Origin of the sequence: Phenylobacterium sp. (assembly GCF_030680185.1) — a bacterium.
Taxonomy (GTDB): domain Bacteria; phylum Pseudomonadota; class Alphaproteobacteria; order Caulobacterales; family Caulobacteraceae; genus Phenylobacterium.
The window spans coordinates 26449-50535 of record NZ_JAUXVZ010000020.1 but is presented as its reverse complement, the minus strand read 5'-3'; the positions used below and the strand labels follow the sequence as shown (position 1 = coordinate 50535).

Annotated in this window: 20 protein-coding genes and 1 tRNA gene; 10 read left to right on the top strand and 11 right to left on the bottom strand. The window is 68.5% G+C overall.

What is annotated here, in order from left to right:
• Nucleotides 1-1587 (bottom strand): exopolysaccharide biosynthesis polyprenyl glycosylphosphotransferase, encoded by a 1587-nt coding sequence (locus Q8L83_RS03865; RefSeq protein WP_305284829.1) that lies wholly within the window; start codon nt 1585-1587, stop codon nt 1-3.
• Nucleotides 1588-1822: 235 nt separating this feature from the next.
• On the opposite strand from Q8L83_RS03865, the gene Q8L83_RS03860 reads away from it, so the two are divergent.
• The 3 genes from Q8L83_RS03860 (at nt 1823) to Q8L83_RS03850 (ending at nt 5305) form a co-directional block, all read left to right on the top strand.
• A tRNA-Ser gene (locus tag Q8L83_RS03860) sits at nt 1823-1912 on the top strand.
• Between the two features lie 215 nt (nt 1913-2127).
• Nucleotides 2128-3639: an ATPase domain-containing protein gene (locus Q8L83_RS03855; RefSeq protein ID WP_305284828.1), complete on the top strand. Its 1512-nt coding sequence runs from the start codon at nt 2128-2130 to the stop codon at nt 3637-3639.
• Nucleotides 3640-3643: 4 nt separating this feature from the next.
• Complete coding sequence (locus tag Q8L83_RS03850) at nt 3644-5305, top strand: ATP-binding protein (RefSeq protein WP_305284827.1); 1662 nt, start codon at nt 3644-3646, stop codon at nt 5303-5305.
• Here the strand turns inward: Q8L83_RS03850 and Q8L83_RS03845 are convergent.
• Nucleotides 5297-5929 carry a DedA family protein gene (locus Q8L83_RS03845; RefSeq protein WP_305284826.1) on the bottom strand — a complete coding sequence of 211 codons (633 nt, stop codon included), beginning with the start codon at nt 5927-5929 and terminating at the stop codon, nt 5297-5299. The two genes, Q8L83_RS03850 and Q8L83_RS03845, sit on opposite strands and share 9 nt — an antisense overlap.
• 50 nt (nt 5930-5979) lie before the next feature.
• Nucleotides 5980-6216: a hypothetical protein gene (locus Q8L83_RS03840; RefSeq protein ID WP_305284825.1), complete on the bottom strand. Its 237-nt coding sequence runs from the start codon at nt 6214-6216 to the stop codon at nt 5980-5982.
• A 114-nt stretch (nt 6217-6330) separates the two neighbouring features.
• Between Q8L83_RS03840 and Q8L83_RS03835 the strand changes: the two genes are divergently transcribed.
• Entirely contained in the window at nt 6331-6507 is a 177-nt protein-coding gene (locus Q8L83_RS03835) for a hypothetical protein (protein WP_305284823.1), read from the top strand.
• On the opposite strand, the gene Q8L83_RS03830 is transcribed toward Q8L83_RS03835, so the two are convergent.
• Entirely contained in the window at nt 6494-7027 is a 534-nt protein-coding gene (locus Q8L83_RS03830; protein ID WP_305284822.1) for a sigma-70 family RNA polymerase sigma factor, read from the bottom strand. The two genes, Q8L83_RS03835 and Q8L83_RS03830, sit on opposite strands and share 14 nt — an antisense overlap.
• A 235-nt stretch (nt 7028-7262) precedes the next feature.
• On the opposite strand from Q8L83_RS03830, the gene egtB reads away from it, so the two are divergent.
• Nucleotides 7263-9488: an ergothioneine biosynthesis protein EgtB gene (gene egtB / locus Q8L83_RS03825; RefSeq protein WP_305284820.1), complete on the top strand. Its 2226-nt coding sequence runs from the start codon at nt 7263-7265 to the stop codon at nt 9486-9488.
• A 99-nt stretch (nt 9489-9587) separates the two neighbouring features.
• Here the strand turns inward: egtB and Q8L83_RS03820 are convergent, their stop codons facing one another.
• The 4 genes from Q8L83_RS03820 to Q8L83_RS03805 form a co-directional block, all read right to left on the bottom strand.
• A complete protein-coding gene (locus tag Q8L83_RS03820) occupies nt 9588-9809 on the bottom strand; it encodes a general stress protein (protein ID WP_305284819.1) in 222 nt (73 codons plus the stop codon).
• A 179-nt stretch (nt 9810-9988) separates the two neighbouring features.
• A complete protein-coding gene (locus tag Q8L83_RS03815; protein WP_305284818.1) occupies nt 9989-11335 on the bottom strand; it encodes an ATP-binding protein in 1347 nt (448 codons plus the stop codon).
• Nucleotides 11332-12075, bottom strand: coding sequence for a response regulator (locus Q8L83_RS03810; protein ID WP_305284817.1), 744 nt, complete (start codon nt 12073-12075; stop codon nt 11332-11334). The genes Q8L83_RS03815 and Q8L83_RS03810 overlap by 4 nt, the downstream gene beginning before the upstream one ends.
• Nucleotides 12076-12132: 57 nt before the next feature.
• Nucleotides 12133-12801, bottom strand: a complete 669-nt coding sequence (locus Q8L83_RS03805) for an MBL fold metallo-hydrolase (protein WP_305284815.1) — start codon at nt 12799-12801, stop codon at nt 12133-12135.
• 182 nt (nt 12802-12983) lie between these two features.
• Between Q8L83_RS03805 and Q8L83_RS03800 the strand changes: the two genes are divergently transcribed.
• The 3 genes from Q8L83_RS03800 to hrpB all read left to right on the top strand — a co-directional run bounded on the left by Q8L83_RS03800 (nt 12984) and on the right by hrpB (nt 18477).
• Complete coding sequence (locus Q8L83_RS03800; protein WP_305284814.1) at nt 12984-14432, top strand: amino acid permease; 1449 nt, start codon at nt 12984-12986, stop codon at nt 14430-14432.
• Between the two features lie 143 nt (nt 14433-14575).
• Nucleotides 14576-16012 carry a sodium-dependent transporter gene (locus Q8L83_RS03795; protein WP_305284813.1) on the top strand — a complete coding sequence of 479 codons (1437 nt, stop codon included), beginning with the start codon at nt 14576-14578 and terminating at the stop codon, nt 16010-16012.
• Between the two features lie 32 nt (nt 16013-16044).
• Entirely contained in the window at nt 16045-18477 is a 2433-nt protein-coding gene (gene hrpB, locus Q8L83_RS03790; RefSeq protein ID WP_305284873.1) for an ATP-dependent helicase HrpB, read from the top strand.
• On the opposite strand, the gene Q8L83_RS03785 is transcribed toward hrpB, so the two are convergent.
• Nucleotides 18474-19262, bottom strand: coding sequence for an RNA methyltransferase (locus Q8L83_RS03785; RefSeq protein WP_305284812.1), 789 nt, complete (start codon nt 19260-19262; stop codon nt 18474-18476). The genes hrpB and Q8L83_RS03785 overlap by 4 nt on opposite strands.
• The gene (locus Q8L83_RS03780; protein ID WP_305284811.1) at nt 19259-20173 is read right to left on the bottom strand and encodes a class I SAM-dependent methyltransferase; all 915 of its coding nucleotides are present in this window, start codon (nt 20171-20173) and stop codon (nt 19259-19261) included. The genes Q8L83_RS03785 and Q8L83_RS03780 overlap by 4 nt, the downstream gene beginning before the upstream one ends.
• Before the next feature lie 156 nt (nt 20174-20329).
• On the opposite strand from Q8L83_RS03780, the gene Q8L83_RS03775 reads away from it, so the two are divergent.
• Nucleotides 20330-20965 (top strand): TetR/AcrR family transcriptional regulator, encoded by a 636-nt coding sequence (locus tag Q8L83_RS03775; RefSeq protein WP_305284809.1) that lies wholly within the window; start codon nt 20330-20332, stop codon nt 20963-20965.
• Between the two features lie 15 nt (nt 20966-20980).
• On the opposite strand, the gene Q8L83_RS03770 is transcribed toward Q8L83_RS03775, so the two are convergent.
• Nucleotides 20981-23068, bottom strand: coding sequence for a lytic transglycosylase domain-containing protein (locus Q8L83_RS03770; RefSeq protein ID WP_305284808.1), 2088 nt, complete (start codon nt 23066-23068; stop codon nt 20981-20983).
• A gap of 129 nt (nt 23069-23197) precedes the next feature.
• Between Q8L83_RS03770 and dapA the strand changes: the two genes are divergently transcribed.
• Nucleotides 23198-24082, top strand: a complete 885-nt coding sequence (gene dapA / locus Q8L83_RS03765) for a 4-hydroxy-tetrahydrodipicolinate synthase (RefSeq protein ID WP_305284806.1) — start codon at nt 23198-23200, stop codon at nt 24080-24082.
• The last annotated feature ends 5 nt before the right edge of the window (nt 24083-24087 follow it).

Here is a 24087-nt window from a genome sequence, read left to right as displayed (position 1 = left end):
CTAGCGCACGGCCTGCCGATCCCCGAAGAGGCAGGGGATGGTCATGGCGATGATGTAGAGGTCGAGCCAGACCGATTGGCGCTCGATGTATTCGATGTCCAGCTGGATGCGTCGGCGGACGTCGGCCGGGGTGTCCACCGGTCCGCGGGAGCCGTGGATGGCGGCCCATCCCGTGATCCCGGGCTTCATCCGGTGGCGGTGGGCGTATTCGGCCACCAGCCGGGCCGATTCCACATCGCCGGTCATCATGCCGATGGCGTGGGGACGCGGTCCGACCAGGGACATCTCGCCGGTGAGCACATTGAAGATCTGCGGCAGCTCGTCGAGGCTGGTGCGGCGGATGAAGCGGCCCACCCGGGTGACCCGCACGTCATCGGCCTGCACCTGCTGGCGGGCTCTGGCGTCGGCGAGGTCGTGGCGCATGGAGCGGAACTTCCAGACCACGATTTCTTCGTTGTTGAAGCCCTGGCGGCGCTGGCGGAACAGGATCGGGCCGGGGCTGTCGAGCCGGATGGCCAATGCGATCAGCGCCATGATCGGCAGGGCGGCGATCATCGCCACGACGCCGATGGTCAGATCCAGGCTGCGCTTGGTGATCGCCCGGCCCAGGTGGCGCGGCGGCCCGGCGATGCGCGCCAGCGGCAGGTCGCTGACGCTCTGCGTCCCCCGCACGGCGACAGCGTCCACCGGCGCGATCTCGTCCTCCAGCAGCAGGCTGATTTCGTTGGGCAGCGGGCGAAGAGCCTCGATCACCTGCCGCACCCGGTCCCGGGCGCCGGTGGGCACCGCGACGATCACCCGATCCACATAGGGCATGATGCGGTGGTCGAGCAGGGCCTGGGTGTCGCCCAGAACCGGCACGCCGCGCAGGGCGCTGGGCACGCGGGCCAGCCGGTCGTCGAAGATTCCCAGGACATTGACGTCGCCGGACCGGATCGCCTCGCCGATCAGCCGCTCTGCCGCAGGCGTGGCGCCGACGACGACCACATTGGGCGTCAGCCGACCTTCCCCCCGCCAGCGCCGGACCATCAGCCACCAGACCGCATGCAAGGCGTAGATGCTGAGAAAGGCCGCGACGGTCCACGAGCCCAGGGCCGCCACCACGGCATGCAGGGGCAGGAAGGCGGCCAGCAGGGCCACGGCGGTCAGCACCCCCAGAGCGGCGGCCACCGAGGTCTGGGCGAGATGGTAGGCCAGACCCTGACGGCTGCGGAAGCCATAGGCGTCGAACAGGCTGAGGGCGATCATCACCGCGAGGGCGGGTGTGGCGTAGACCCCGGCCGGGCCTGGCCCCACGAGAAAGGCCACCAGGGCGATGACCAGAAGACAGGCCCCGTCTGCGGCCTGGAAGGCCCAGGCATAGGCCTGGCCCTGCAATCGCCTGCGGGTGGGGCTCAGCCGATCTGGCCGCATTGGGCCGCGGCGGTCCTGGACGGGCGCCGACTCCGCCGGGGGCAGGGCGCCCTCCAGACCCTGCTCCAGCCCCAGGGCGAACTTCGCCTCAGCCTCGGCCTCTGGCGCGTGGTCAGCCGGCGAGGGGCGGGGGGCTTTAGGCGAAGCCTGAGGGAGACGGACCAGGTTGGACATTCTGTACGCGGGTCATTCTGTACGCGGGGGTCGTAAAGTCCTGCCCAGTATGGGGCGCCGCCCCTGATCGACAGGTTAACCGGCGCTGACCCGCGGCTCTTTCGCCGGGCGCGGCTTTGAGCCGTTGCCCCGGCCCCCGGGTTTCGGCTATGGAGACCGTCCTTCGAGATCGTCGCTGCTCAAGGCTGGACTGGCGACCATCGGAAGGCCGGGAGACAACCCGGTTCAAATCAATGGTGACGTGGCCGAGTGGCTGAAGGCAACGGTTTGCTAAATCGTCATACCTGAAAGGGTATCGAGGGTTCGAATCCCTCCGTCACCGCCACCCTCCTCAATCGACATCTTCCGATCACGGGTCCTGGGCGGCCCTGGAAGGTATTGCTTGGCGCCGGAACGCCCGCGAAACTCGGCAACGCTTCAGCTTGGCTTTGCGTTGCAGAACGGGTGAGGGCCGAGGAACCTGCATGTCGTGCGGCGTTTCTCGACGCCGAAGCGGTCGATGAGCCGACTGGCGCGGCCAACCGGTCTTGAGAGGGCCACATGACTGAGGACAAGCCGGGCGAGCCGGTGCGGATTTCCACCGGCAGCATCGGGCTCGACGGTGTTCTGCGGGGCGGGTTGCCCGCCAACCGGGTCTATCTTCTGGAAGGCGCGCCGGGCTCGGGCAAGACCACCCTGGCCCTGCGGTACCTCCTTGAAGGGGTGCGCGGCGGTGAGCGCGTGCTCTATGTCACCCTGTCCGAAACCGCCGAGGAATTGCAGGCGGTGGCGGAGTCCCATGGCTGGAGCCTGGACGGTATCGATCTCTTTGAACTCGCCTCAGCCAGCGAAGTGCTCGGCGAGGGACGAGAGCAATCGGTCCTGCACCCCTGGGAGATGGAACTCGGCGGCACTGTCCGGCTGATCCAGGAAAAGGTGGACGAGGTCCAACCCGCCCGCATCGTCTTCGACAGCCTGTCGGAGATGCGCCTCCTGGCGCAGGATCCGCTGCGCTATCGGCGGCAGGTGCTGGCCTTGAAGCAGTTCTTCGCCGGCCGGCGCATCACCGTCCTCCTCGTCGATGATCTCACCGGCGAGAACGGGCAGCGGGACGCGCACCTCCATAGTCTCTGTCACGGCGTGCTGAGCCTGGAGCGGCTGACGTTGGAATTCGGCGCGGCGCGACGCCGCCTGCAGGTCCAGAAACTGCGCGGGGTCGACTTCGTAGCCGGCTACCACGACTTCGCCATTCGCACAGGCGGGCTCGAAGTCTATCCTAGGCTGATCGCGGCCAATCACCATGCGCCCTTCGCCGGCGACCCGACGCCGAGCGGCGTGCCCGAACTGGACCGCCTGCTGGCGGGCGGGCCGCTCCGGGGAACGACCACCCTGGTCACCGGACCGGCTGGCGGCGGCAAGACGACCCTGACGCTTCAATACATCTACGCCGCCTGCGAGCGTGGCGAGAGCGCGGCCCTGTTCGAGTTCGACGAGCGCGTCGGCACCTTGCTCGTCCGCGCCAGGGCCTTGGGCTTCGATCTTCAGAAGCATATCGACAGCGGCGCCCTGACGATCAGCCAGATCGATCCCGCCGAAATTTCACCGGGACAGTTCGCCTGGATGGTGCGGCGCGAGGTCGAAGAGCGGGCCGTGCGCATTCTGGTTATCGATAGCCTGAGCGGCTACGTGACGGCCATGCCGCAGGAACAACAGCTGATCCTGCAAATGCACGAGTTGCTCTCGTACTTGAACCAGCAGGGGGTGACGACCTTCCTGATCAATCCCCAGGCCGGGCTGGTGGGCAGTATGACCACCGGCGTCCTGAATATCTCCTACATCGCCGACGCCGTGGTGCTGATCCGCTTCTTTGAAGCCGAGGGGCGCATCCGCAAGGCGATCTCGATCATCAAGAACCGGGGCGGGACCCACGAGGACACAATTCGCGAATTGCGCATTGATGCTCAAGGGATCCGGGTCGGTGAGCCCTTGACCACCTTCAGAGGGGTGATGACCGGGACCCCGGAGTATGCCGGAGCGGCCGGCCCTTTGATGGAACCAAGGGGTGAAACCTAGGGACGTGAGTGACCTGAATCCGATCCTCGTCTGCGCCCCCTACGGCCGCGACGGTGAGACGATCGCCGACCTGCTGCGCCGCGGCGGGTTCGAAGCCCGCGTGTTCGCCAATCTCCCAAGCTTGGCCGCCGCGGTCGACGAAAGCACCGGCGCCGTTCTGGTGACGGAAGAAGGTCTGGTGGCCCAGGGGGCTCTGAGCCAGGTCCTGGCGGTCCAGCCAGGCTGGTCGGACCTCCCTGTCCTCCTGCTCACCTCGCCGCGCCCCAGCGGCCGGCCGGCCGATGGCCAGGCTGGACGACTGCTCGCCGACATCACCAATGCGATCCTGCTCGAACGCCCCTTGGGACAGCGGTCCCTGCTGAGCGCCATCGACGTGGCCCTGCGCAGTCGCAGGCGGCAGTTCGCCCTGCGCGACCAGATGGCGCTGCTGGCCCAGAGCCACGAGGCTCTCGAACTGAAGGTGCAGGAGCGGACGGCCGAGCTTCAGGAGGAGGTGGCGCAGCGCGCCCTGGCCGAGGCCGCACTCCGTCAGAGCCAGAAGATGGAGGCGGTGGGGCAGCTGACCGGCGGGATCGCCCACGATTTCAACAACATGCTCACGGGCGTGATCGGCTCGCTGGACATCATGCGGCGGCGGATCGCCTCCAATCGGCTCGATGATCTCGATCGGTTCATGGATGCGGCGACCGCTTCGGCCAGCCGCGCGGCGGCGCTCACCCAGCGCCTGCTGGCCTTTTCGCGCCGCCAGTCCCTGGACCCCAAGCCCACCGACATCAACAGCCTGGCGGCGTCGCTCAACGAGTTGATCCGGGGTTCGGTCGACGAACGCATTCAGCTCCAGTTCGCCCTCGACCCGGACGTTCCGCGGGCCATCGTCGACGTCAACCAGCTCGAAAGCGCCCTTCTGAACCTGGCGATCAACGCGCGCGACGCCATGCCCGACGGTGGCGTCCTGACCATCGGCACGGGCGCTGTGCGTCTGGACGAAGCCGAAACCGTGCAGCACCCGGGATTGGAGCCCGGCGCCTATGTGATGATCACGGTCTCCGACACCGGGGTCGGCATGACGCCGGAGTTGGTGGAGAAGGTCTTCGATCCCTTCTTCACCACCAAGCCGCTGGGGCAGGGGACGGGTCTCGGGCTTTCCATGGTCTATGGCTTCGCCCGCCAGAGCGGTGGCCATGTGCGCATCGACAGCCGGCCAGGGGCGGGGACTCGCATCGAGCTTTTGCTGCCCGCCACGGCGGACGAGGCGGCCGCCGAGGCCGCGCCGGAGACTATCGCCCCGCATGGCGACGGCCAGCGCGTGCTTGTGGTCGAGGACGATCCGGCTGTTCGTCTGCTGGTCCGCGAAGTGCTCCAGGAGCTGGGCTACTTCCCCGTCGAGGCGGCCGAGCCCCACGCTGCGATCCCCATCCTGGCCTCGCCGACGCCGTTCGATCTTCTGATCTCGGATGTCGGCCTGCCAGGGATGAATGGCCGAGAACTCGCCGAGGTCGCCCGCGCGCACCGACCGGATCTGCCGATCCTGTTCATCACCGGCTATGCGGAAAACGCGACGATCCGCGCCGACTTCCTGGGCGCCAACATGTCGATGGTGGCCAAGCCGTTCCGCCTGGAGGAGCTGGCCGCCAAGATCAACGAAATGGTGACGGTCTCAGCCTGAGGTCGCCCGGCGCTTGCGCCACTTCCAGAACAGCAGGCCCATGGCGGCGATGGCGAGGCCCGCCAGCACCGGCTCCAGCATCCCTTCTGGCAGCAGGCTCAGGCCCTGTGCGGCCAGATAGCCCGGCGCGAGCATCACGGGAATCCACAGGACTGCGCCGATCAGATTGGCGATCTGGAACTGGGTGCGACGCATTTTCAGCATGCCGGCGGCTAGCGGAACCAGTGAGCGTATGGGGCCGGTGAATCGGCCGATCACCATGGTCAGCATCCCGGCCTTGCGGATGAACAGGCGCGCGCGGGCGATAGCGCGACGACGGCGCTTGAGCATCCGATGGCGCAGGGCCGACGGGCCCATCCAACGGCCGAGCTCATAAGAGACGGCGTCGCCGAGCACCGCGCCGAGGATGGCGTAGAGCAGCAGAGGGCCTGGCTCCAGCAGGCCCGCGCCCAGCATCGCGCCGATGGCCAGGAGCATGGGCGTCGAGGGAACGAAGAAGCCGACGAAGGCCAGGCTCTCGGCGAAGACCAGCAGGCCGATGACCAGGCCGGCCTGCTCTGGATGGTCTTGCAGCAGCGACGTCAGGCCGCCTTGGAAGCCGCCTGCGGCGTCAGCTTGGATCATGCCGCAGATAAGGCCCGCGCCGTGGCGCAGGTTCCAGCACGCACTTCAGATCAGGGATTTTCAGTGGGGTCGGGCATCTCCTCCGCCGGTTCGCCGAGGTCGGTTTCAGGGGCGGTGGGATGGCCGATCTTCTTCACATAGGCCTTGTGCTCATCGACGATGCCGCTGGACTCGGGCCGCGACTCCTCGGCGCCGATGCCGAAGGCCTGGGCGCCCGGGCGGGTCTGGCCAGGCGTGTCGCTGGTGCGTTCGGTGGAGGAGGCGGGCGGCTTGGGGTGTTCGGCCATGGGGTCTCCTTGGATGGTCCCGTTCAACCCCTGCGCGCTGGGACTCGTTCCGTCAGACAGGCTGCATTAACCTTCCTCATGGAAAATCTGCGGACCTCTTACTGGAGTTTCGATATGTCGGCCGACCTGCGCCCGGCGAAGGATGACCTGACCCAACAGCTGTCCGCCATGTTCCAGCAGCTTCAGTCACGACCTGTGCCGGACTCCATCATGTCCGTGGTCGACCAGCTGGATGGCGATACCGAGAGCGATCTGGCGCCGCCGCCGCTGCAAGTTGCTAGCGGGACCTGACCGCGTCTGGGGGGCCCGGGGCCGGGTCCGAGGACTCGGTGTCCTCCATGATCTTGACCAGTCGATTGCGCGCCCGGTTCACCCGGCTCTTGATGGTGCCGACGGCGCAGCCGCAGATTTCGGCCGCCTCTTCGTAGCTGAGCCCCGCCGCGCCCACCAGGATCAGCGCCTCGCGATGTTCATCGGGAAGCTGGGCGAGGCCGGCCTGCAAATCCTGCATGGCGACGCTCCAGTCCTGACTTGGCGGCGTTTTCAGCTGCTTGGCGTAGTCGCCATCCTCGTCGCGCACCTCGCGGCGTCGGCGGGCGATCTGGGTGTAGTAGGTGTTGCGCAGAATGGTGAAGAGCCAGGCGCGCAGATTGGTCCCCGGCTCGAACTTGTCGCGGTTGGACCAGGCCTTGATCAGGGTGTCCTGCACCAGATCGTCAGCGTCCGATCCATTGTGGGTCAGAGACCAGCCGAAGGCGCGCAAGGCCGGGATCATCGCCACCACGGCGTCCCGCCATCCGTCGCGCGTCATCTGGGAGCCTTCGCTCGACACACCTACTCCTTAAGGGTCGACCTTGGTGGGCGATCGGCCGCCCGGCCAATCCCCCAAACGTGGCCGGGAGTCTTCCGTTCCGGGTTGCGCCAGGGGGGCCGAGGACCAACCTAAGGGAACAGGGCGCGCCCGATCGGCGTTCGTCCTTGAACCTTCGCATTGGCGAAGGCGCGCGGCCGGCTGGCTTTGCGGAACCGGGATGGGGAGGGGTGGAATGGCGCCTTCGGACGACGCAACCATGACCTTCGCGGCCCAGGACGCGCCAGCTCATGCGCGACTGGAACGGTACTTGGCCGCCCGGGCGCGAACCGAGCATCTGGTCCGCGACCTTTCCCCGGAAGACCAGCTGGCCCAGTCCATGCCCGACGCCAGCCCGACCAAATGGCATCTGGCCCACACCACCTGGTTTTTCGAGACCTTCCTGCTGACGCCTCATCTGCCGGCCTATCGCGTCTTCGACGAGCGGTTCGGCTTCCTGTTCAACTCCTATTACGAGGCTCTGGGACCCCGTCAGCCACGACCTCAGCGGGGTCTTCTGACCCGCCCCTCCCAGGAGCGGGTGATGGCCTATCGCGCCCATGTGGACGAGGCGATGACTCGCCTGCTGCTGTCTGGCGCGTCGGACTTCGCGGACCTGTTCGATCTGGGCCTCGCCCATGAGGAACAGCATCAGGAGTTGATCCTGATGGACGTCCTGCACCTGTTCGCCCAGTCGCCGCTGAAGCCCGCCTATGGCCGCAGCGCGGTCACGGGCCTGGCCGCAGATCCTGGTCCCCTTGGATTTCAGAGCTTCGAGGGCGGTCTGGTCGAGGTCGGCCATCACGGGCCGGGCTTCGCCTTCGACAATGAGGGGCCGCGCCACAAGACCTATCTGGCGCCCTACAGCCTGGCCGACCGTCTGGTGACCAACGGCGAATGGCTGAGCTTCATGGCCGACGGGGGCTATGAGCGCGCGGAACTCTGGCTGTCCGACGGCTGGGCCCGGGTCCAGGCCGAGGGGTGGCGTGCGCCCTTCTACTGGCAGGAGGCCGAGGCCGGCACCGGTTGGAGCGCCATGAGCCTGCAGGGCCTGCGTCCTGTCGACCCGCACCTGCCGGTGGCCCATCTCAGCTATTTCGAGGCCGACGCCTTCGCCACCTGGGCGGGCGCGAGGTTGCCCACCGAAGCCGAGTGGGAGCACGCCGCGGCCCAGCTTCCCCGGCGGGGCAACTTCCTCGACCGGGCGACGCCGGCGCCGAGCGCCGCCAGCGGATCTGGCCTGCGCCAGATGTTCGGCGATCTCTGGGAATGGACCCGCAGCGCCTATGGCCCCTATCCCGGCTTCGCCCCGGCCGAAGGCGCGGTGGGCGAGTACAATGGCAAGTTCATGAGCGGCCAGATGGTGCTACGCGGCGGGGCCTGCGTGACGCCGGCCGGCCATGTGCGGGCCACCTACCGCAACTTCTTCCACCCGCATCAGCGGTGGATGTTCTCCGGGCTGCGCCTGGCCAAGGATGGCGCCGCGCCCAAGCCTGCGCGTCGCCGCAGCGCGTTCGAGGCCGATGTCCTCTCGGGGCTGGCGCGGCGGCAGAAGGCGATATCGCCGAAGTACTTCTATGACGCCGAGGGCTCGCGGCTGTTTGAGGATATCTGCGGGCTGCCGGAATACTATCCGACGCGCACAGAGCTCGCCCTGCTCAAGGACGTCGCCGCCGAGGTGGCCGCTTTTATCCCGCCCGACGCCGTCCTTGTGGAGTTCGGCAGCGGCGCCAGCCTCAAGACTCGCGAAATCCTCGACCACGCCCCGCAGGTGGCGGTCTACACCCCCATCGATATCAGCCCCAGCGCCCTGGATGAGGCCGTGGCCAGCCTCTCGGCCGACTATCCGAGCCTGGCTGTCGCGCCCCTGGCGGACGATTTCACCACGGCTCTGGACCTGCCGGCCCAGGCCCAGGGGCGCCCGGCAGTGGGGTTCTTCCCCGGCTCGACCATCGGCAATCTGACGCCGGAGGAGGCCGTGGAGTTCCTGGTCAATGCGCGCCACCTGCTAGGGGACGGCGCGCGCTTCCTGGTGGGCGCCGACCTGGTCAAGGGCGAAGACGTCCTGGTGGCGGCCTATGACGATGCGCAAGGGGTGACGGCGGCATTCAATCTGAACCTGCTGGTGCGGATGAACCGCGAGCTGGCCGCCGACTTCGACCTTTCCGCCTTCTCACATCGCGCGCTCTGGAACGCCGATCAGGCCCGGATTGAAATGCATCTGGTGTCCAGCAAGGCCCAGAGCGTGCAGGTCGCCGGTCGCCGCTTCGATTTCGCCGCCGGCGAGACCATCCACACGGAGAACTCGCACAAATTCACGCCAGAGCGGCTGGAAGCTCTGGCGGCTAAGGCCGGATGGCGAATGGAGCGGCGTTGGATCAGTCCAGAGCCGGCATTTGGGATTTTTCTGCTGAGCGCCTGAAACGCGCGGGAGGCGAGTGGCCCCAATCACCTCTGGCGCGCTTCAGGATGTTCAGCCTCGGCTGGGCGGTTCAGGCTCAGGGCCTGAACCTCGCCGCGTTCAGGATTCCGGCGTTTCGTCGGTTTCGCGGCGACCGCCTCCGCGCGACGCCTCGCCGCCCTTCCGTCCGGCCGAGGCGGCCAGATCACGGTCTTTGGCGAAGCTGCGCTTCTCGCCGGGCACGCTGGCGCCACCCTTGCGCGCGATTTCTCGACGGCGCTCAGGGTTCATGGCGGCGAAGCCGCGACGGGCGCGGGGGGGGGTTTGGTCGGCAATGCTCATCAGGGTCACTCCTTGCAGGCGGCGTCGGAACTCTCGCCCGACGCTCCGGATCCGGAGGGCCGCGTAAGGCTCCGCTCTAGCAACCCGCGAATCGCATCTGAGGTTGCGTCGCCGAATCTCGGAATTTTTACAGAGGCATCCCGGTAACCCGCCGGCTGCGCCCCGTCCCGCGCCTTCCGCTAACCGGGCAAAGTCACCCGCGCCGTCAGTCCGCCGCCGGGGCGGTTGACCATGGTCACATCGCCCCCGTGGCTGCGGGCGATGGAGCGCACGACGGCCAGGCCGAGGCCAATCCCGCCGGTGCCGCGGCTGCGGGAGGGCTCGCGGCGGTAGAAGGGCTCGAAGACCCGCTCGATCTCGGCTTCGGGAATGCCGGGGCCTTCGTCGTCGATCTCGATGATGACGGCGCGCTCGCCGGTGATCACCCGCGCCCGGCCCCGATCACCGAACTTGACCGCGTTTTCCACGAGATTGGTGACCAGCCGGCGCAAGGCCACGGGATCGCCCTCGATGACCACCTTCTCGGCCCGCTCGACCTCGATGGCTGCGCCCGTCTCGGCCATTTCATCGCAGACGCTTTCCACCAGTGAGGCCAGTTCCAGCTTGGTGCGCTGGCCAGGACGGGTGGCGTCGCGGACGAAACCCAAGGTGGCGGCGACCATGGCCTCCATCTGGTCGATGTCCGACGCCATCTTGGCCCGCTGGTCTTCCGGCGCGTTCTCGATCCGGAAGCGCAGGCGCGTCAGGGGGGTGCGCAGGTCGTGGGCGATGGCGCCGACCATGGCGGTGCGGTCCTGAACATAGCGGCGCAGGCGCTCCTGCATCTGGTTGAAGGCCCGGGCGGCGACGGCGATTTCGGCCGAGCCGCGGATGGTGAGCGGCGGAGCCTCCGGATCGCGGCCCAGACGCTCGGCGGCCTCGGCGAACAGACGGAACGGCTTCGACAGGCGCCGGGCGAACATCCAGGCGATCGGCGCCATGACCAGGGCCGACAGCAGGAACCAGAGCATGACCCGCTGTTGCCAGACATTCAGCCCCAGGCCGCGCTGAGGTCGCACCACGGCCCACCGGCCGTCCGGCCGCTGCATGGCGATCTCGAACGGCGCCACCAGGAACCGGTCTTCGACGCCTTCGCCGCCGGCGCGCTCCATCCGGTCGCGGACGATGCGAAAGACACGGCGGTCGGAGATGGGCAGGCGGTAGGTCTTGGCGATGACGATGGCGCTGGGCGCCACGCCCAGGTCCTCGGCGAGCTTGTCTCTCGCCCACATCATGCTTTCGGCGGTCGACTGGCCTTCAGGCGGGGCGTCGGCGAGGTGGAACTGAAGATCGCGCCGTTCGATCAGCTCGCCCGGGCGACCCTGCAGGGCGGCGGCGATCTCCGAGAAGCGGTAGAAGTCCGGCACCGGCGGCGGCAGGTTGAACAGCAGGAAGACGCTGATCGCCTGGGCGGTGATCAGGCTGACCCCCACCAGCATCAGGACCTGGACAAACAGAGACGCCGTGGGGCGGCTGGCTCGGCTCACGGACGCTTCACCCGCGGGGTGAACATATAGCCTTCGTTGCGGAGGGTGCGGATCAGGTCGTGGCCCCCGCCGTCGTCAAGCTTTCGGCGCAGGCGGCTGATCTGCACGTCGATCGCCCGGTCGAAGGCGTCGGAGGTCGGCCCGCGGGCGAAGTCCAGGAGCTGATCGCGGGTCAGCACCCGCTGGGGCCGCTCGACAAAGGCGCGCAGCAGGGAGAACTCCCCGCTGGACAGGTTCACCACCACCCCCTGCGGCGAGCGCAGTTCGCGCCGGACCAGATCGAGCCGCCAGCCGGCGAATTCACAGGCCGCGCCCAGGTCATCGCCCGACCCCCGCTGTTCGGCCCGGCGCAGGATGGCGCGGATGCGAGCCAGGAGTTCGCGTGGATTGCAGGGCTTGGAAAGATAGTCGTCGGCGCCCAGCTCCAGGCCGACGATCCGGTCGGTGTCCTCGCCCATGGCCGAGAGCATGATGATCGGCGGGGCCTCGCCCACGGCCAGACGGCGGCAGATGGCCAGGCCATCCTCTCCCGGCAGCATGACGTCCAGCACGATCAGGTCGACGGGCTCGCGCTCCAGCGCCTGCTCCATCTCACGCGCATCGCCGGCGGTGGTCACCGAATAGCCATGGCGGCCGAGGAAATCGGAGACCACGTCGCGGATGCCGGGGTCGTCATCGACCATCAGGATCCGCGCGGTGGGGCCGGGCGCGTCGGTGAGCGTTGTCTGCATGCGAGCCATTTTCGCCCTCCGGGGTAACCGTCAGATTTCACGCCTGTAAAAGGCGCATGCGTGGTTTCAGCGCGCCAGGACCTGATCGGCGACGAAGGGATTGGTCTGGCGTTCGGCGCCGAAGCTGGACATCGGTCCATGGCCGCAGACAAAGCGCACATCGTCGCCCAGCGGCCAGAGCTTGCCGGTGATGGCGTCGATCAGGTCCTGATGACTGCCACGGGGGAAGTCCGTGCGGCCGATGGAGCCCTGAAACAGCACGTCGCCGACCTGGGCGAAGCGCGCCTGACGGTGGAAGAACACTACATGGCCCGGGGTATGGCCCGGACAGTGATAGACCTCGAACTCGGTCTCGCCGAGCTGCACCACATCGCCGTTCTCCAGCCAGCGATCGGGCGTGAAGGAGCGGGCCTCGGGCATGCCCCAGCGGGCGCCGTCTGCGTCCATCTGTTCGATCCAGAAGGCGTCGTCGCGATGGGGACCCTCGATGGGGACGCCGGTGGCGGCCTTCAACGCGGCGGTTCCGCCGGCATGATCCAGGTGCCCGTGGGTGATCCAGATTTTCTCCAACGTCAGGTCGTGATCCTTGAGCGCTTGGAGCAGGCGAGGGACCTCGCCGCCGGGATCGATGATCGCCGCCTTCTTCGTCCTGGCGCACCAGACGATGGTGCAGTTCTGCGCGAGCGGCGTCACCGGCGCGATCAGGGCGCGGATGGGCGGTTCCGATGGGTTCAAGGGCGTTGGCCTCCGCATTTCGGAGCATTGTTCATGTTTCCCGCGGCGGGGAAAAGGGCCTCGCTTGAGAGCGATTGCCGGACTCTGCGGGCCGTGCATTGGTTCGGCCATTCGGGCGGCGTTGTGCTACGCCCGTTGGGACGCGTCCTGCGGTGAAGATATTCGCAAAAAAGCCCATTGAAGTGCTTCTCGCCCAGGCGGCGGAACAGGGGGAGCACACGCTAAAACGAAGCCTCGGGCCGGTCAGTCTGACCGCGCTTGGCATCGGGTCGGTCATCGGGGCCGGCATATTCGTCCTGACCGGCCAGGCGGCCGAGGCCCATGCAGGACCCGCCATCACCATCTCATTCATCATCGCCGGGCTAGTCTGCGCCCTGGCGGCGCTTTGCTATGCGGAGCTGGCCTCGACCATTCCGGTGGCGGGATCGGCCTACACCTACGCCTACGCCACCGTCGGCGAGTTTTTCGCCTGGATCATCGCCTGGGACCTGATCGTCGAATACCTGTTCGCCGGGGCGACCGTCGCCGTCGGCTGGTCAGGCTATTTCGTGGGCATGATGGCGGACTTTGGCGTGCTGATACCGGCGGCCTGGAGCCAGGCGCCCTATCTCGTGAACGACGCTCACCAGCTGGTCGCCACCGGCGCCATCCTCAATGTTCCGGCCATGGCCGTCATTGGGATCACGGCGGCGGTGCTGATCGCCGGCATCACGGAATCGGCGGTGTTCAACAACGCCATCGTGCTTCTGAAGGTCTCGGTGGTGCTGCTCGTGATCATCTTCGGATTCCTCTATGTGAACCCGGCCAACTGGCAGCCCTTCATTCCCGCCGAAACCACGGACCCGATCACCGGGGCGTCGAAGTACGGGCTGGGCGGGATATTCGCCGCGGCCGGGGTGATCTTCTTCGCCTATATCGGCTTCGAGACCATCTCGACGGCGGCGCAGGAGACGAAGAACCCCCAGCGGACGCTGCCCATCGGCATCCTCGCCTCCCTGGCCATCTGCACCGTGCTCTACATCCTGATGAGCCTGGTGATCACCGGCCTTGCGCCCTACACGACCCTGAACGTGCCGGCCCCGGTCTATGTGGCGGTGGACAATGTCGGACCGCAGCTCGCCTGGCTGAAGCCGGTGGTGACCATCGGCGCCACGGTGGGCCTCGCCTCGACGATCATGGCGCTGCTCTATGGCCAGTCGCGGATTTTCTACGCCATGTCCCGCGACGGCCTGTTGCCGCCGATCTTCTCCAAGGTGCATCCCAAGCGGCGCACCCCCTGGGCCGGCACCGCGCTCACGGCCATTTTCGCCGGCCTCATGGCCGGGCTGTTTCCCATCGGCCTGCTGGGCGAGCTGGTGTCGGTCGGCACCCTGCTGGCCTTCTCGATGATTTGCGGCGCAGTGCTCTATCTGCGGGTCACGCGGCCGGACCTGCCGCGGGCCTTCAAGACTCCGCTGGTGTGGCTGGTGGCGCCGGGCGGCATGCTGGCCTGCCTCTATCTGATCTCCAGCCTGCCGGCGGCGACCTTCGTGCGGCTGGTGGTGTGGCTGGCGATCGGGATCGTGGTCTATTTCGGCTACGCCTACTGGCACTCGCGCTACCACGAGAAGACCGTGGGCGCGGCGCAATAGGCCCCAGGCGAGGCCGCCGGGGCCGGGGAAGGCGACCCCCGGTTCCGGCGGCCTTCGGGCGCCCCGGCTTGATTGTTCGTCCGACGCTGGCCAAGGTCGCGGTTTCGGCGTCCCACGGACGTGTCTAACCGCGGGAAATCCTCATGGTCGCCAACCTTGCCACCGCCGGTCAGCCCCACTGGTCATCCAAGGCGGCCTTCGTGCTGGCCGCCGTCGGCTCGGCCGTGGGCCTCGGCAATCTCTGGCGCTTCCCTTCCGAGGCCGGCGCCAATGGCGGCGGGGCATTCGTCTTAATCTATATTCTTTGCGTGGCCCTCATCGGCGCGCCGCTGCTTCTGGCCGAAACCCTGATCGGTCGCCATGGCCAGCGCTCGACCGTGGCGAGCGCCGTTCTGCTGGCCCGGCAATCCAAGGCCAGCAGCGCCTGGGCCGGGCTGGCGGTGATCGGCATGATCGCCAACTATGTGATCCTCACCTTCTACAGCGTGGTCGCCGGCTGGGTGCTCTATTATGTCGGCACATCGGGCGCCGACGTCGCTCGCACGATCATGGCGGGTCAGCCCTTCGCGGGCGCCTATTCCAATCTGAGTGTCGAGGAGGTGAGGGGGCAGATGCCGGCCCTGTTCGCCAATCCGCTGCAGATGAGCCTGACCCATCTTCTGTTCGCCGCCGCCACGACCTTCGTGGTCGCCCGCGGGGTGAAGGGCGGCATCGAGGTGGCGGCCACCTGGCTGATGCCGGCCTTCTTCGTGCTGCTGGTGGCGATCACCATCTATGCCGGGATCAGCGGTGACTTCGCCGCCGCCGTGGCCTTCCTGTTCACCCCGGACTTCAGTCGCGCCCTTCAGCCCCAGGTGCTGAACTCGGCCCTGGGTCAGGCCTTCTTTTCCTTGAGCCTTGGGGGCGGGGCCATGATCGCCTATGGCGCCTATGCGTCGCGCGACACCAATCTCGGCCAGACCTCGGGTTTCATCTCGGCCGCCGACACCGCGGTCGCCATCATTGCCGGCCTGGCGATCTTTCCCATCGTGTTCAGCGTCGGCCTGACGCCGGACGCTGGCCCGACGCTCATGTTCCAGACCCTGCCGGCAGCGTTCCACAGCATGCCGGGCGGCGCCCTGGTGGGACTGGCCTTCTTCCTCCTGGCCCTGTTCGCCGCCTTGACCTCTTCGGTGTCGCTGCTGGAGATCTCGACGGCCTATTTCGTGGAGCGGTTCAAGGCCAGCCGGGTGGTGGTGGCGAGCCTGCTGGGCGCCAGCCTCTTCGTGATCGGGATGATCTCGGTGTTGTCGTTCAATGTCTGGGCCGATCACCGGCCGCTGGCCTTCCTGCCCGGCTTCGAGAACGCCAACTGGTTCGACGCCTTTGACGGGGTGACCGGCAAGATCCTGCTGCCGTTGTCGGGACTGATCACCGCGGTGTTCATCGGCTGGATCGCCGACCGCAAGCTGGTGGACGGCGAGACCGGCCTGGGCGGCGGCCCGCTGCTGCCCGTCTGGCGCTTCCTGATCGCCTGGCTCTGCCCCATCGCGGTGTTCCTGATCCTGCTCTTTGGCCTCTTCCCCCAGCTGATCAGCTGAGCGGATCACCAAGGGTCGTATCCTTGAGCGCCATGCTGCCGATCCATGACGTCCTGGGCGCGGTGAACGACGCCCTGGCGACGGGGACCCGCGCCGTGCTGGTCGCCCCGCCGGGCGCCGGCAAGACCACGGTCACCCCGCTCTCCCTGCTGGAGGCGCCCTGGCTCGACGGCGGCCGCATCATCATGCTGGAGCCGCGGCGCCTGGCGGCCCGGGCCGCCGCCGAACGCATGGCCGCGACGCTTGGCGAGGCCGTGGGCGAGACGGTCGGCTTTCGCGTGCGCATGCAGTCCAAGGTCTCCGCCCGCACCCGCATCGAGGTGGTCACCGAAGGCGTCTTCACCCGGATGATCCTGGCCGACCCCGGCCTGTCGGGGGTGGCCTGCGTGATCTTCGATGAGTTTCACGAGCGCAGCCTGGACGCCGACCTGGGCCTGGCCCTGGCGCTGGATGCGCAAGGCCTGCTGCGCGACGATCTGCGCCTGCTGGTGATGTCGGCCACCCTGGATGGGGCGGCTGTGGCGCGGCTTATGGCCGGCGCTCCGGTGATTGAGAGCCTGGGACGGACCTTTCCGGTGGAGACCCGCTATCTCGGCCGCAGCGAGCCCCTGCGTCTGGAGGACGCTGTGGTCCGGGCCATCGAGCGCGCCCTGGCCGAGGAGACCGGCGGGGTCCTGGTCTTCCTGCCGGGCCAGGGCGAGATCCTGCGCACCGCCCAGAGACTGGGGGAGCGGCTGCGGCGCGACGACGTGCTGGTCACGCCCCTCTATGGCGCTCTCGATCCCAAGGCCCAGGACCGGGCCGTAGCGGCGCCCCCGCCGGGAGTGCGCAAGGTCGTCCTGGCCACCTCCATCGCCGAGACCAGCCTGACGCTGGAAGACGTCCGGGTGGTGATCGATGGCGGTCAGGCTCGTGTGCCGCGCTTCGATCCCGCCAGCGGCCTGACGCGGCTGGCCACGGTGCGGGTCAGCCGTGCCGCCGCCGACCAGCGGCGCGGGCGGGCCGGCCGGACGGCGCCCGGCGTCTGCTACCGCCTGTGGGACGAGGCCGAAACCCGCGCCCTGCCGGCCTTCGCCGATCCGGAAATCCTCGACGCCGACCTGTCGGGTCTGGCCCTGGACATGGCCCGCTGGGGGGCGAAGTCGGCCGATGATCTGGCCTTTCTCGATCCGCCGCCAAAGGCCGCCCTGGCGGAGGCCCAGGCCCTGCTGCGCCGGTTGGAGGCGGTGGATGCGGCTGGCGTGCTGACCCCGCACGGCGAGGCCTTGGCCGACATGCCCCTGCCGCCGCGATTGGCGCATATGGTCCTGCGGGCCGCCGAGCATGGCCAGGCGCTGCGGGCGGCGCGCATCGCCGCCCTGGTCACCGAGCGCAGTCTGGGCGGCCGCGAAGCCCATCTGACCCACCGGCTTGAGGCCTTCGACCGCGACGGCTCCCCCCGCGCCCGGGACGCCCGCGCCCTGGCCGACCGCTGGGTCCGAGGGACCAGGGCGGGCAAGGGCGCGCCGCTCAGCGACGGCCAGATGCTGGCGCTCGCCTATCCCGAGCGGGTGGCCAAGGCGCGGGGGCCCTTGGGGGAGTTCCAGCTGGCCACTGGCCGCGGCGCCTTCATCGAGCCCGGCGACGTGCTGGCCCGCGAGCCCTGGCTGGCGGTGGCCGAACTGGGCGGCGGGGATCGCAGAGATCGTATCCTGCTGGCCGCGCCCCTGACGCAGGACGAAATCCTCGAAGCCTTCGCCCCCATCCTGGAGACCGAGGATCGTGTCGAGGAAAGCCCCGGTGGCCGGATCCGCGTGCGCCGCCTGACGCGGCTAGGCCGGCTCGCCCTGCACGAAAGCCTCGATGACAATCCGCCGGCTGAGGTGGTGGCCCAAGCCCTGGCCGCGCGCCTGCGGCGGGAGGGGCTGGGCGCCCTGCGCTGGGGGACGGCGGCGACAGCGCTTCGCAAGCGCGTCGCCTTCCTGCGCGAAACAGATGCGCAGACCTGGCCGGATCTGTCGGATCAGGCGCTCGTGGCGCAGCTCGACGACTGGCTGACGCCACTGCTGCACGGCCTTCGCGGGCTCGCCGACCTGACGCCCGACCTGCTGGACGGCGCCCTGCGCAGCCTTGTGCCCTGGGACCTTCAGCGACGGCTGGAGGCGGAGCTTCCCACCCATTGGACGGCGCCGACAGGCAACCGGGCGCAGATCGACTATGAGGCCGAGGGCGGCCCGCGAGTGGATATCCGCGTGCAGGAGGTGTTCGGGTTGAACGAGCACCCGATGGTGGCCGGGCGGCCTTTGACGCTGGCGCTGCTGTCGCCGGCCCGGCGGCCGATCCAGTTGACCCAGGACCTGCCGGGCTTCTGGCGCGGCTCCTGGCGCGATGTGCGGGCCGATATGCGCGGCCGCTTTCCCCGCCATCCCTGGCCGGAAGATCCGTCCGTCGCCGACCCGACCACCCGGACCAAGCCGCGGAGCTAGCTTGCGGCGTAGATCATCACGCCGGTGGCCACTGACAGGTTCAGGCTATCGGCCCGGCCGCGCATGGGGATCTTGACGTTGACGTCGCAGAGCGCGGCCATGTCCGGCGGCAGGCCCTGCTGCTCATTGCCCATCAGGATCAGGGCCGGGTGGACGTAGCCTGCGCTGCGATGGTCGACCTCGGCGCTCAGAAGGGTGCCGACCACTGAGCCTGGCCAGTCGCGGCGCCAGGCGGCGAACTCGGCTTCGGTGGCGAGGACGATGGGCACGGCGAAGATCGAGCCCATGGTCGCCCGAACCGCCTCCACCGAATAGGGATCGCAGCATTCCCCCACCAGCACGACCGCGCCGCAGCCGGCGGCGTCGGCGGTGCGGATGATGGTCCCCAGATTGCCCGGATCGCGCACCCGGTGCAGGGCGACCCAGGCCTTGGCGGTCCGGGGCTCCAGCGAGGTGAGGGGGGTGAAGACCTGGCGGAAGACGCCCACCACCGCCTGGGGATTATCCCGCCGGGAGACCTTGGCGAGGATGTCCTGGGTCACCTCGATGACCTCGCCGCCGGCCCTGTCGGTCGCCTGGGCTGCGGCGCGCAGCAGGGGATGGTCGGCGGCCTCGCGTCCAAAGAGCAGGATCTCCGGCGCGTGGCCCGTCTCCACGCCCTCGGTGACGTTCTTCAGGCCCTCGGCCACAAACAGGCCGGTCTCATCCCGAGTCTTGCGCTGGTGAAGGGCGCGGACGGCCTTGACCGTGGGATTGGTCAGGGAGGTGACGGTCCGCCCGCTCACGAGGCCCACCGGGCGTAGAAGGATAGGCCGATCTCCCGCTCGCCGGACTGCTCCGACAGCGCCAGCTCGCCCCATTCGATGGTCCCACCGCGTGTCGCCAAGCGCTCGGACAGCAGGCCCGCTAGGGCCGCGCCGGAAATCCTGGCCGCATAAGCATTCAGTATAAGGAAGGAGGCTTTTTCCGAGAGAAGTTCGGCGCATAGGGCCGAAAGCTCCGGCAGATCCTCGAACAGCCGCCAGACCTCGCCCGTGGGGCCGCGGCCGTACTTCGGCGGATCCAGAATGATCCCCTCATAGCGCGAGCCCCGGCGGACCTCGCGCTGCACATAGCGGCGGGCGTCCTCGCAGATCCAGCGGATCGGCCGGTCCGCCAGCCCCGACAGCTCGGCGTTTTCCCGCGCCCAGGCGATAGCCTTCTTGGAGGCGTCCACATGGGTCACCGCCGCCCCGGCCGAGGCGCAGACCAGGCTGGCCACGCCAGTATAGCCGAACAGGTTGAGGACGCGGGGCGGCTCGGCCGCGGCCTGGGCGTCGCTACGGATGCGCGCCTCCAGCCATTCCCAGTTGGCCGCCTGCTCCGGAAAGAAGGCCAGGTGACGGAAGGCGGTGAAGCGGGCGTTGAACCTCGCCTGGCGCCACGACATGGGCCAGGAGTCCTGCAGCTTGCCCTGGAAACGCCAGCGGCCGGCGTCCTCCTCGTCGCTGGGATCGAACACCGCATCGGCCCTGGCCCAGGTCGCAGCGTCCAGGCGCGGGGTCCACAGGCACTGGGGCTCGGGGCGCACCACGGTGTAAGGGCCGTAGCGCTCCAGCTTCCTGCCATCCCCGGAATCCAGCAGGGCATAGTCGGCCCAGCCGGTGGTGCGCATCACGCCGGGGGTCTCGGCGACGGTGGGGCGGGATGAAGTCATGGGCTTCGCTTACGAAAAAGCCGCCCACGGCGCCAGGGGATGAAATCCTATAGGGTCCGGTATGGCGCCTGACGGCTGAAAAATCTGGATAATCCAGCCCGGGGTTGTCAGGTGGTCGAAATTGGTTTCCGGTGTTCAGGTGTATTTGAGGGGGATTTGGGTTTGGTAGGCGTCAGCACCACACGGCGTCGCTCGGCGCGTAAAGCCAAGGGCGACGGCCATCTGCGTCGGGCTGAGATTCTTGAGGCGGCCGAGCGTATCTTCGTAGCCGAGGGCTATGAGGGCGCGACCATTCGCCGGATCGCCGACGAGGTGGGGGTGTCGTCCACGGCGCTCTACATGCATTTCCAGGACAAGGCCTGCATCCTGCTGGAGATTTGCCAGGGAGCCATGCAGGAGCTTCTGGATCGCAACAATCAGATCGCCGAGCGCCCGCTCGACGCGGTCAGCCGCACCCGCATGATGCTCGACGCCTATATGCGTTGGGGGTTCGAGCATCCCAACGCCTATCAGCTGGTGTTTTCGGCGGTGCGGCCCTTGCCCCAGGGGTCCGACGCGGCTTCGGAACTGGGGGCCGGCTGCTACGACTCGTTCAGCGGCGTGGTCCGCGAAATCGCCGCCGAGGGCCGCTTGCGCCTGGGGGACGCCGACAGCGCCAGCCAGGCGCTCTGGGCCGCCTGCCACGGGGTGGTGGCCCTGCGCCTCTCGCGCCCCAACTTCCCCTGGCAGCCGGTGGACGACCTGATCCACGTGACCATCGAAGGCCTGCTGGCCGGCATTACGATCGATTAGGACCGAGGAGGCTGGCTATTGGGCCCCGGTCGCCTGGGCGGTGGAATAGCCGTAGCCGCCCCGGGCGAGATCCTGCGAGAGCGTGATCTTGGCCGTGCCGTTGTTCTGCCGCGCCCGATAGACCTGCGCGCCCTCCATCACCCGCATCACATAGTTGCGCGTCTCGGAGAACGGGATGCATTCGACGAAGTCGATAGGGTCGGTGCCGGCGCCGCGGGGATCGCCGCAGAAGCCGATCCACTGGGAGGGCCGCCCCGGACCGGCGTTATAGGCGGCGATGGCCAGGGGATAGGAGCCGCTGAACTGCCGGAGCATCTGGGCGATATAGGTCTGACCCAGCTGCATATTGTAGTCGGGATCATCCAGCATGTTGGCCGAGTATGAGAGGCCGATCTGGCGGGCCACGATCTGGGCCGTGCCCGGCATCACCTGCATCATGCCCCGGGCGCCGGCGGGCGAACGGATCAGGGGATCAAATCCGCTCTCCTGGCGGGTGATGCTCATGGTCAGCGCAAGCTCCGGCGCATTCGACACCTGGGGCGGCGTGCGCTGCGGATAGCCGCGCAGGGGCAGGACGTGGCCCAGGGTGGCGGCGCCGCGCACCACCAGCATCGAGCCGGTCTGGTCGCCATAGCCGCGGGCCATATCGACGATCAGGGCCTGCTCGGCGGCGTTGGGCACGGTGTCCTTCAGGTGCAGGGCGAAGGTGCGGAACAGGCCGGCCTCGCCGATCTCCTGCAGGCGCCGCGCGGCGCGCACTACGTCGCGACCCTCGAAGCGGGCGCGGTCGAACTCGGTGATCTCGGGCTCCGGCGGCAGGGTCATGGTCCCGTCGCCCACCTTCTCGCCGGCCAGCTGGCCGTAGAAGGTCGTGTTGTGCTCGCTGGCCGCGCGATAGAAGCTCTGGGCGCCGGCCGCGTCCCCCATGGCCTCATGCGCCCGGCCCCGCCAGTAGAGGGCGCGGCCCCGGGTGATGGGCGAAGAACCGATCTCGGCGATGGCGGCGAAGTGCCGGTCGGCCAGCTCGGCGTTGTTCAGCCGGCGAAGCGCGATCCAGCCGGCGTAGAATTCGGCTTCGGCCGCCGAGGCCCCCACGGTCAGGCCGGTATTGGCCGAGGCGCGATAGGCGTTGCGATAGTCGCCGCTCCGCAGGGCCGCCAGGGTCATCGGATAGCGTTCCCGCCAGACGCGGCTGGCCGCGGTGCTCAGCTGAGCATGCTCCGGGGGCAGGGGGGTCAGAACGTCATAGGCGCGGGACTCCTGGCCGCGGCCGCGCAGATAGGCCGCCCGCTCGAAGGCGATCCCGGGGTGGGCCGCCTGGATCGGCGTCAGGGCGGCCAGCTGGGCCTCGGCCCCTGCCGAGCCAGAGCGCAGGGCGATGCGCGCCTGCGCGATGGCCCGCTCGTCAGCCGGCAGCAGACCCAGCATGGCCTGGGCGGCGGGGCCTTGCGGCCCGTAGAGCAGTCGGTCGGCCCGGCGGACATGATCCTCGGGCCGCAGGTAGCGGCCGAACTGAGCCAGCATCGAGGCCTGGACATCGGCTTCGAACACCTCGTCACGCCAGTAGCGGCGGATCAGGGCGGTGGCTTCTGCCTCCTGGCCGGCGGCGATCTGGGCGTTGGCCAGAGCGATGGCGCCGCGGGCGGTGACGGGCTGTTCGCCGCCGAACCAGGCGATGGTCTGCTGCGGCGAGAGGCCAGAGGTCGCCAGCAGCTTTTCGGCGGTCTCCTGGCGCCCGGCGCTGCGGGGCCAGTCGGCCAGGTCGCGACGGGCTTGGTCAGCCTCGAAGAAGCCGACCGATTCGCCGGCCACATCCACCAGCGCCCAGGTGGCGATCTTGCGGGCGATGGGGTCGGACATGGCGCCGATCAGGCTGCGCGTTGCGGCCACATCGCTGCGCCGCGCGGCGGTCAGCGCCTGGCGCAGCAGCTGATTCTCGCTGGCCGAAAGGGGGGCCTGCGGCGCGCGTCGCACCGCCTCGAGCTCGATGGGCTTGGGGAAGGGGTCCTGGGCCGAGGCCGGTGGGGTTTGCGCCTGAGGGACGCCGACCACGAGGAACAGGGCCGCGGCGGTCAGAAGGGTCTTTGGCGCAAGGACGTACAAGCAGGAACTCTCCAGGTCTCACCCTATCGGATGACAGGGCGGTTGCGGGCATGGCCGCGCCGGACATATTGTCCGCGCAACATCATAGGCCGCAACAGCATGCGGCGCTTTCACGGCTTTTTGCAGACAATGTCCGAACCATTATTCAGGGGCGTGATGCCGGCCCTGGTGACCCCTTTCCGGGACGGCGCGGTGGATGAGGACGCCTTTGTGGCGCTCATCGAGCGCCAGATCAGCGGCGGGGTCCACGGCCTGGTGCCCGTCGGCACCACCGGCGAGACCGCGACCCTTTCCCATGACGAGCACCGCCGGGTGGTCGATCTGTGCATTCGCACCGCGGCCGGCCGCGTGCCGGTGATCGCCGGCGCCGGGTCCAACTCGACCCGCGAGGCCATCGAACTGGTCAAGCACGCCAAGGCCGTCGGCGCCGACGCGGCCATGGTGGTGACGCCCTACTATAATCGCCCCAGCCAGGAGGGCATGTACGCCCACTATGCGGCGATCAACGAGGCCGTGCAGTTGCCGGTGATCGTCTACAACGTGCCCTCGCGCACCGGGGTGGACATCTCCAACGACACCCTGGGCCGTCTGTCGCGCCTGCCCAACATCGTCGGCGTCAAGGACGCCACCGGCGACATGACCCGTCCGACCATGCAGCGTCTGCTGTGCGGCCAGGACTGGGTGATGCTGTCGGGCGATGATCCCAGCGCGCTGGGCTACATGGCCCACGGGGGCCACGGCTCCATCTCGGTCAGCGTCAATGTGGCGCCGGATCTGATTTCCACCTTCTACAACGCAGCCCTGAGCGGCGACTGGAAGACCGCCCTCTATTGGCAGGACCGGCTGATCCGTCTGCACAAGGCGCTGTTCACCGACGCCTCGCCTGCGCCCACCAAGTTCGCCCTGGCACATCTGGGGCTCTGCTCGGAGGAGGCGCGGCTGCCGATCGCGCCGGCCTCTGACGCCGCGCGCAAGGAAGTCCTGGCGGCCCTGCACGACGCCGGGATCGTCTAGGCGCT

Coding starts and splice junctions, on each gene's coding strand:
- Q8L83_RS03865 (WP_305284829.1), bottom strand. CDS start 1,587: ATGTCCAACCTGGTCCGTCTCCCTCAGGCTTCGCCTAAAGCCCCCCGC.
- Q8L83_RS03855 (WP_305284828.1), top strand. CDS start 2,128: ATGACTGAGGACAAGCCGGGCGAGCCGGTGCGGATTTCCACCGGCAGC.
- Q8L83_RS03845 (WP_305284826.1), bottom strand. CDS start 5,929: ATGATCCAAGCTGACGCCGCAGGCGGCTTCCAAGGCGGCCTGACGTCG.
- Q8L83_RS03840 (WP_305284825.1), bottom strand. CDS start 6,216: ATGGCCGAACACCCCAAGCCGCCCGCCTCCTCCACCGAACGCACCAGC.
- Q8L83_RS03835 (WP_305284823.1), top strand. CDS start 6,331: ATGTCGGCCGACCTGCGCCCGGCGAAGGATGACCTGACCCAACAGCTG.
- Q8L83_RS03830 (WP_305284822.1), bottom strand. CDS start 7,027: ATGACGCGCGACGGATGGCGGGACGCCGTGGTGGCGATGATCCCGGCC.
- egtB (WP_305284820.1), top strand. CDS start 7,263: ATGGCGCCTTCGGACGACGCAACCATGACCTTCGCGGCCCAGGACGCG.
- Q8L83_RS03820 (WP_305284819.1), bottom strand. CDS start 9,809: ATGAGCATTGCCGACCAAACCCCCCCCCGCGCCCGTCGCGGCTTCGCC.
- Q8L83_RS03810 (WP_305284817.1), bottom strand. CDS start 12,075: ATGGCTCGCATGCAGACAACGCTCACCGACGCGCCCGGCCCCACCGCG.
- Q8L83_RS03795 (WP_305284813.1), top strand. CDS start 14,576: ATGGTCGCCAACCTTGCCACCGCCGGTCAGCCCCACTGGTCATCCAAG.
- hrpB (WP_305284873.1), top strand. CDS start 16,045: ATGCTGCCGATCCATGACGTCCTGGGCGCGGTGAACGACGCCCTGGCG.
- Q8L83_RS03780 (WP_305284811.1), bottom strand. CDS start 20,173: ATGACTTCATCCCGCCCCACCGTCGCCGAGACCCCCGGCGTGATGCGC.
- dapA (WP_305284806.1), top strand. CDS start 23,198: ATGTCCGAACCATTATTCAGGGGCGTGATGCCGGCCCTGGTGACCCCT.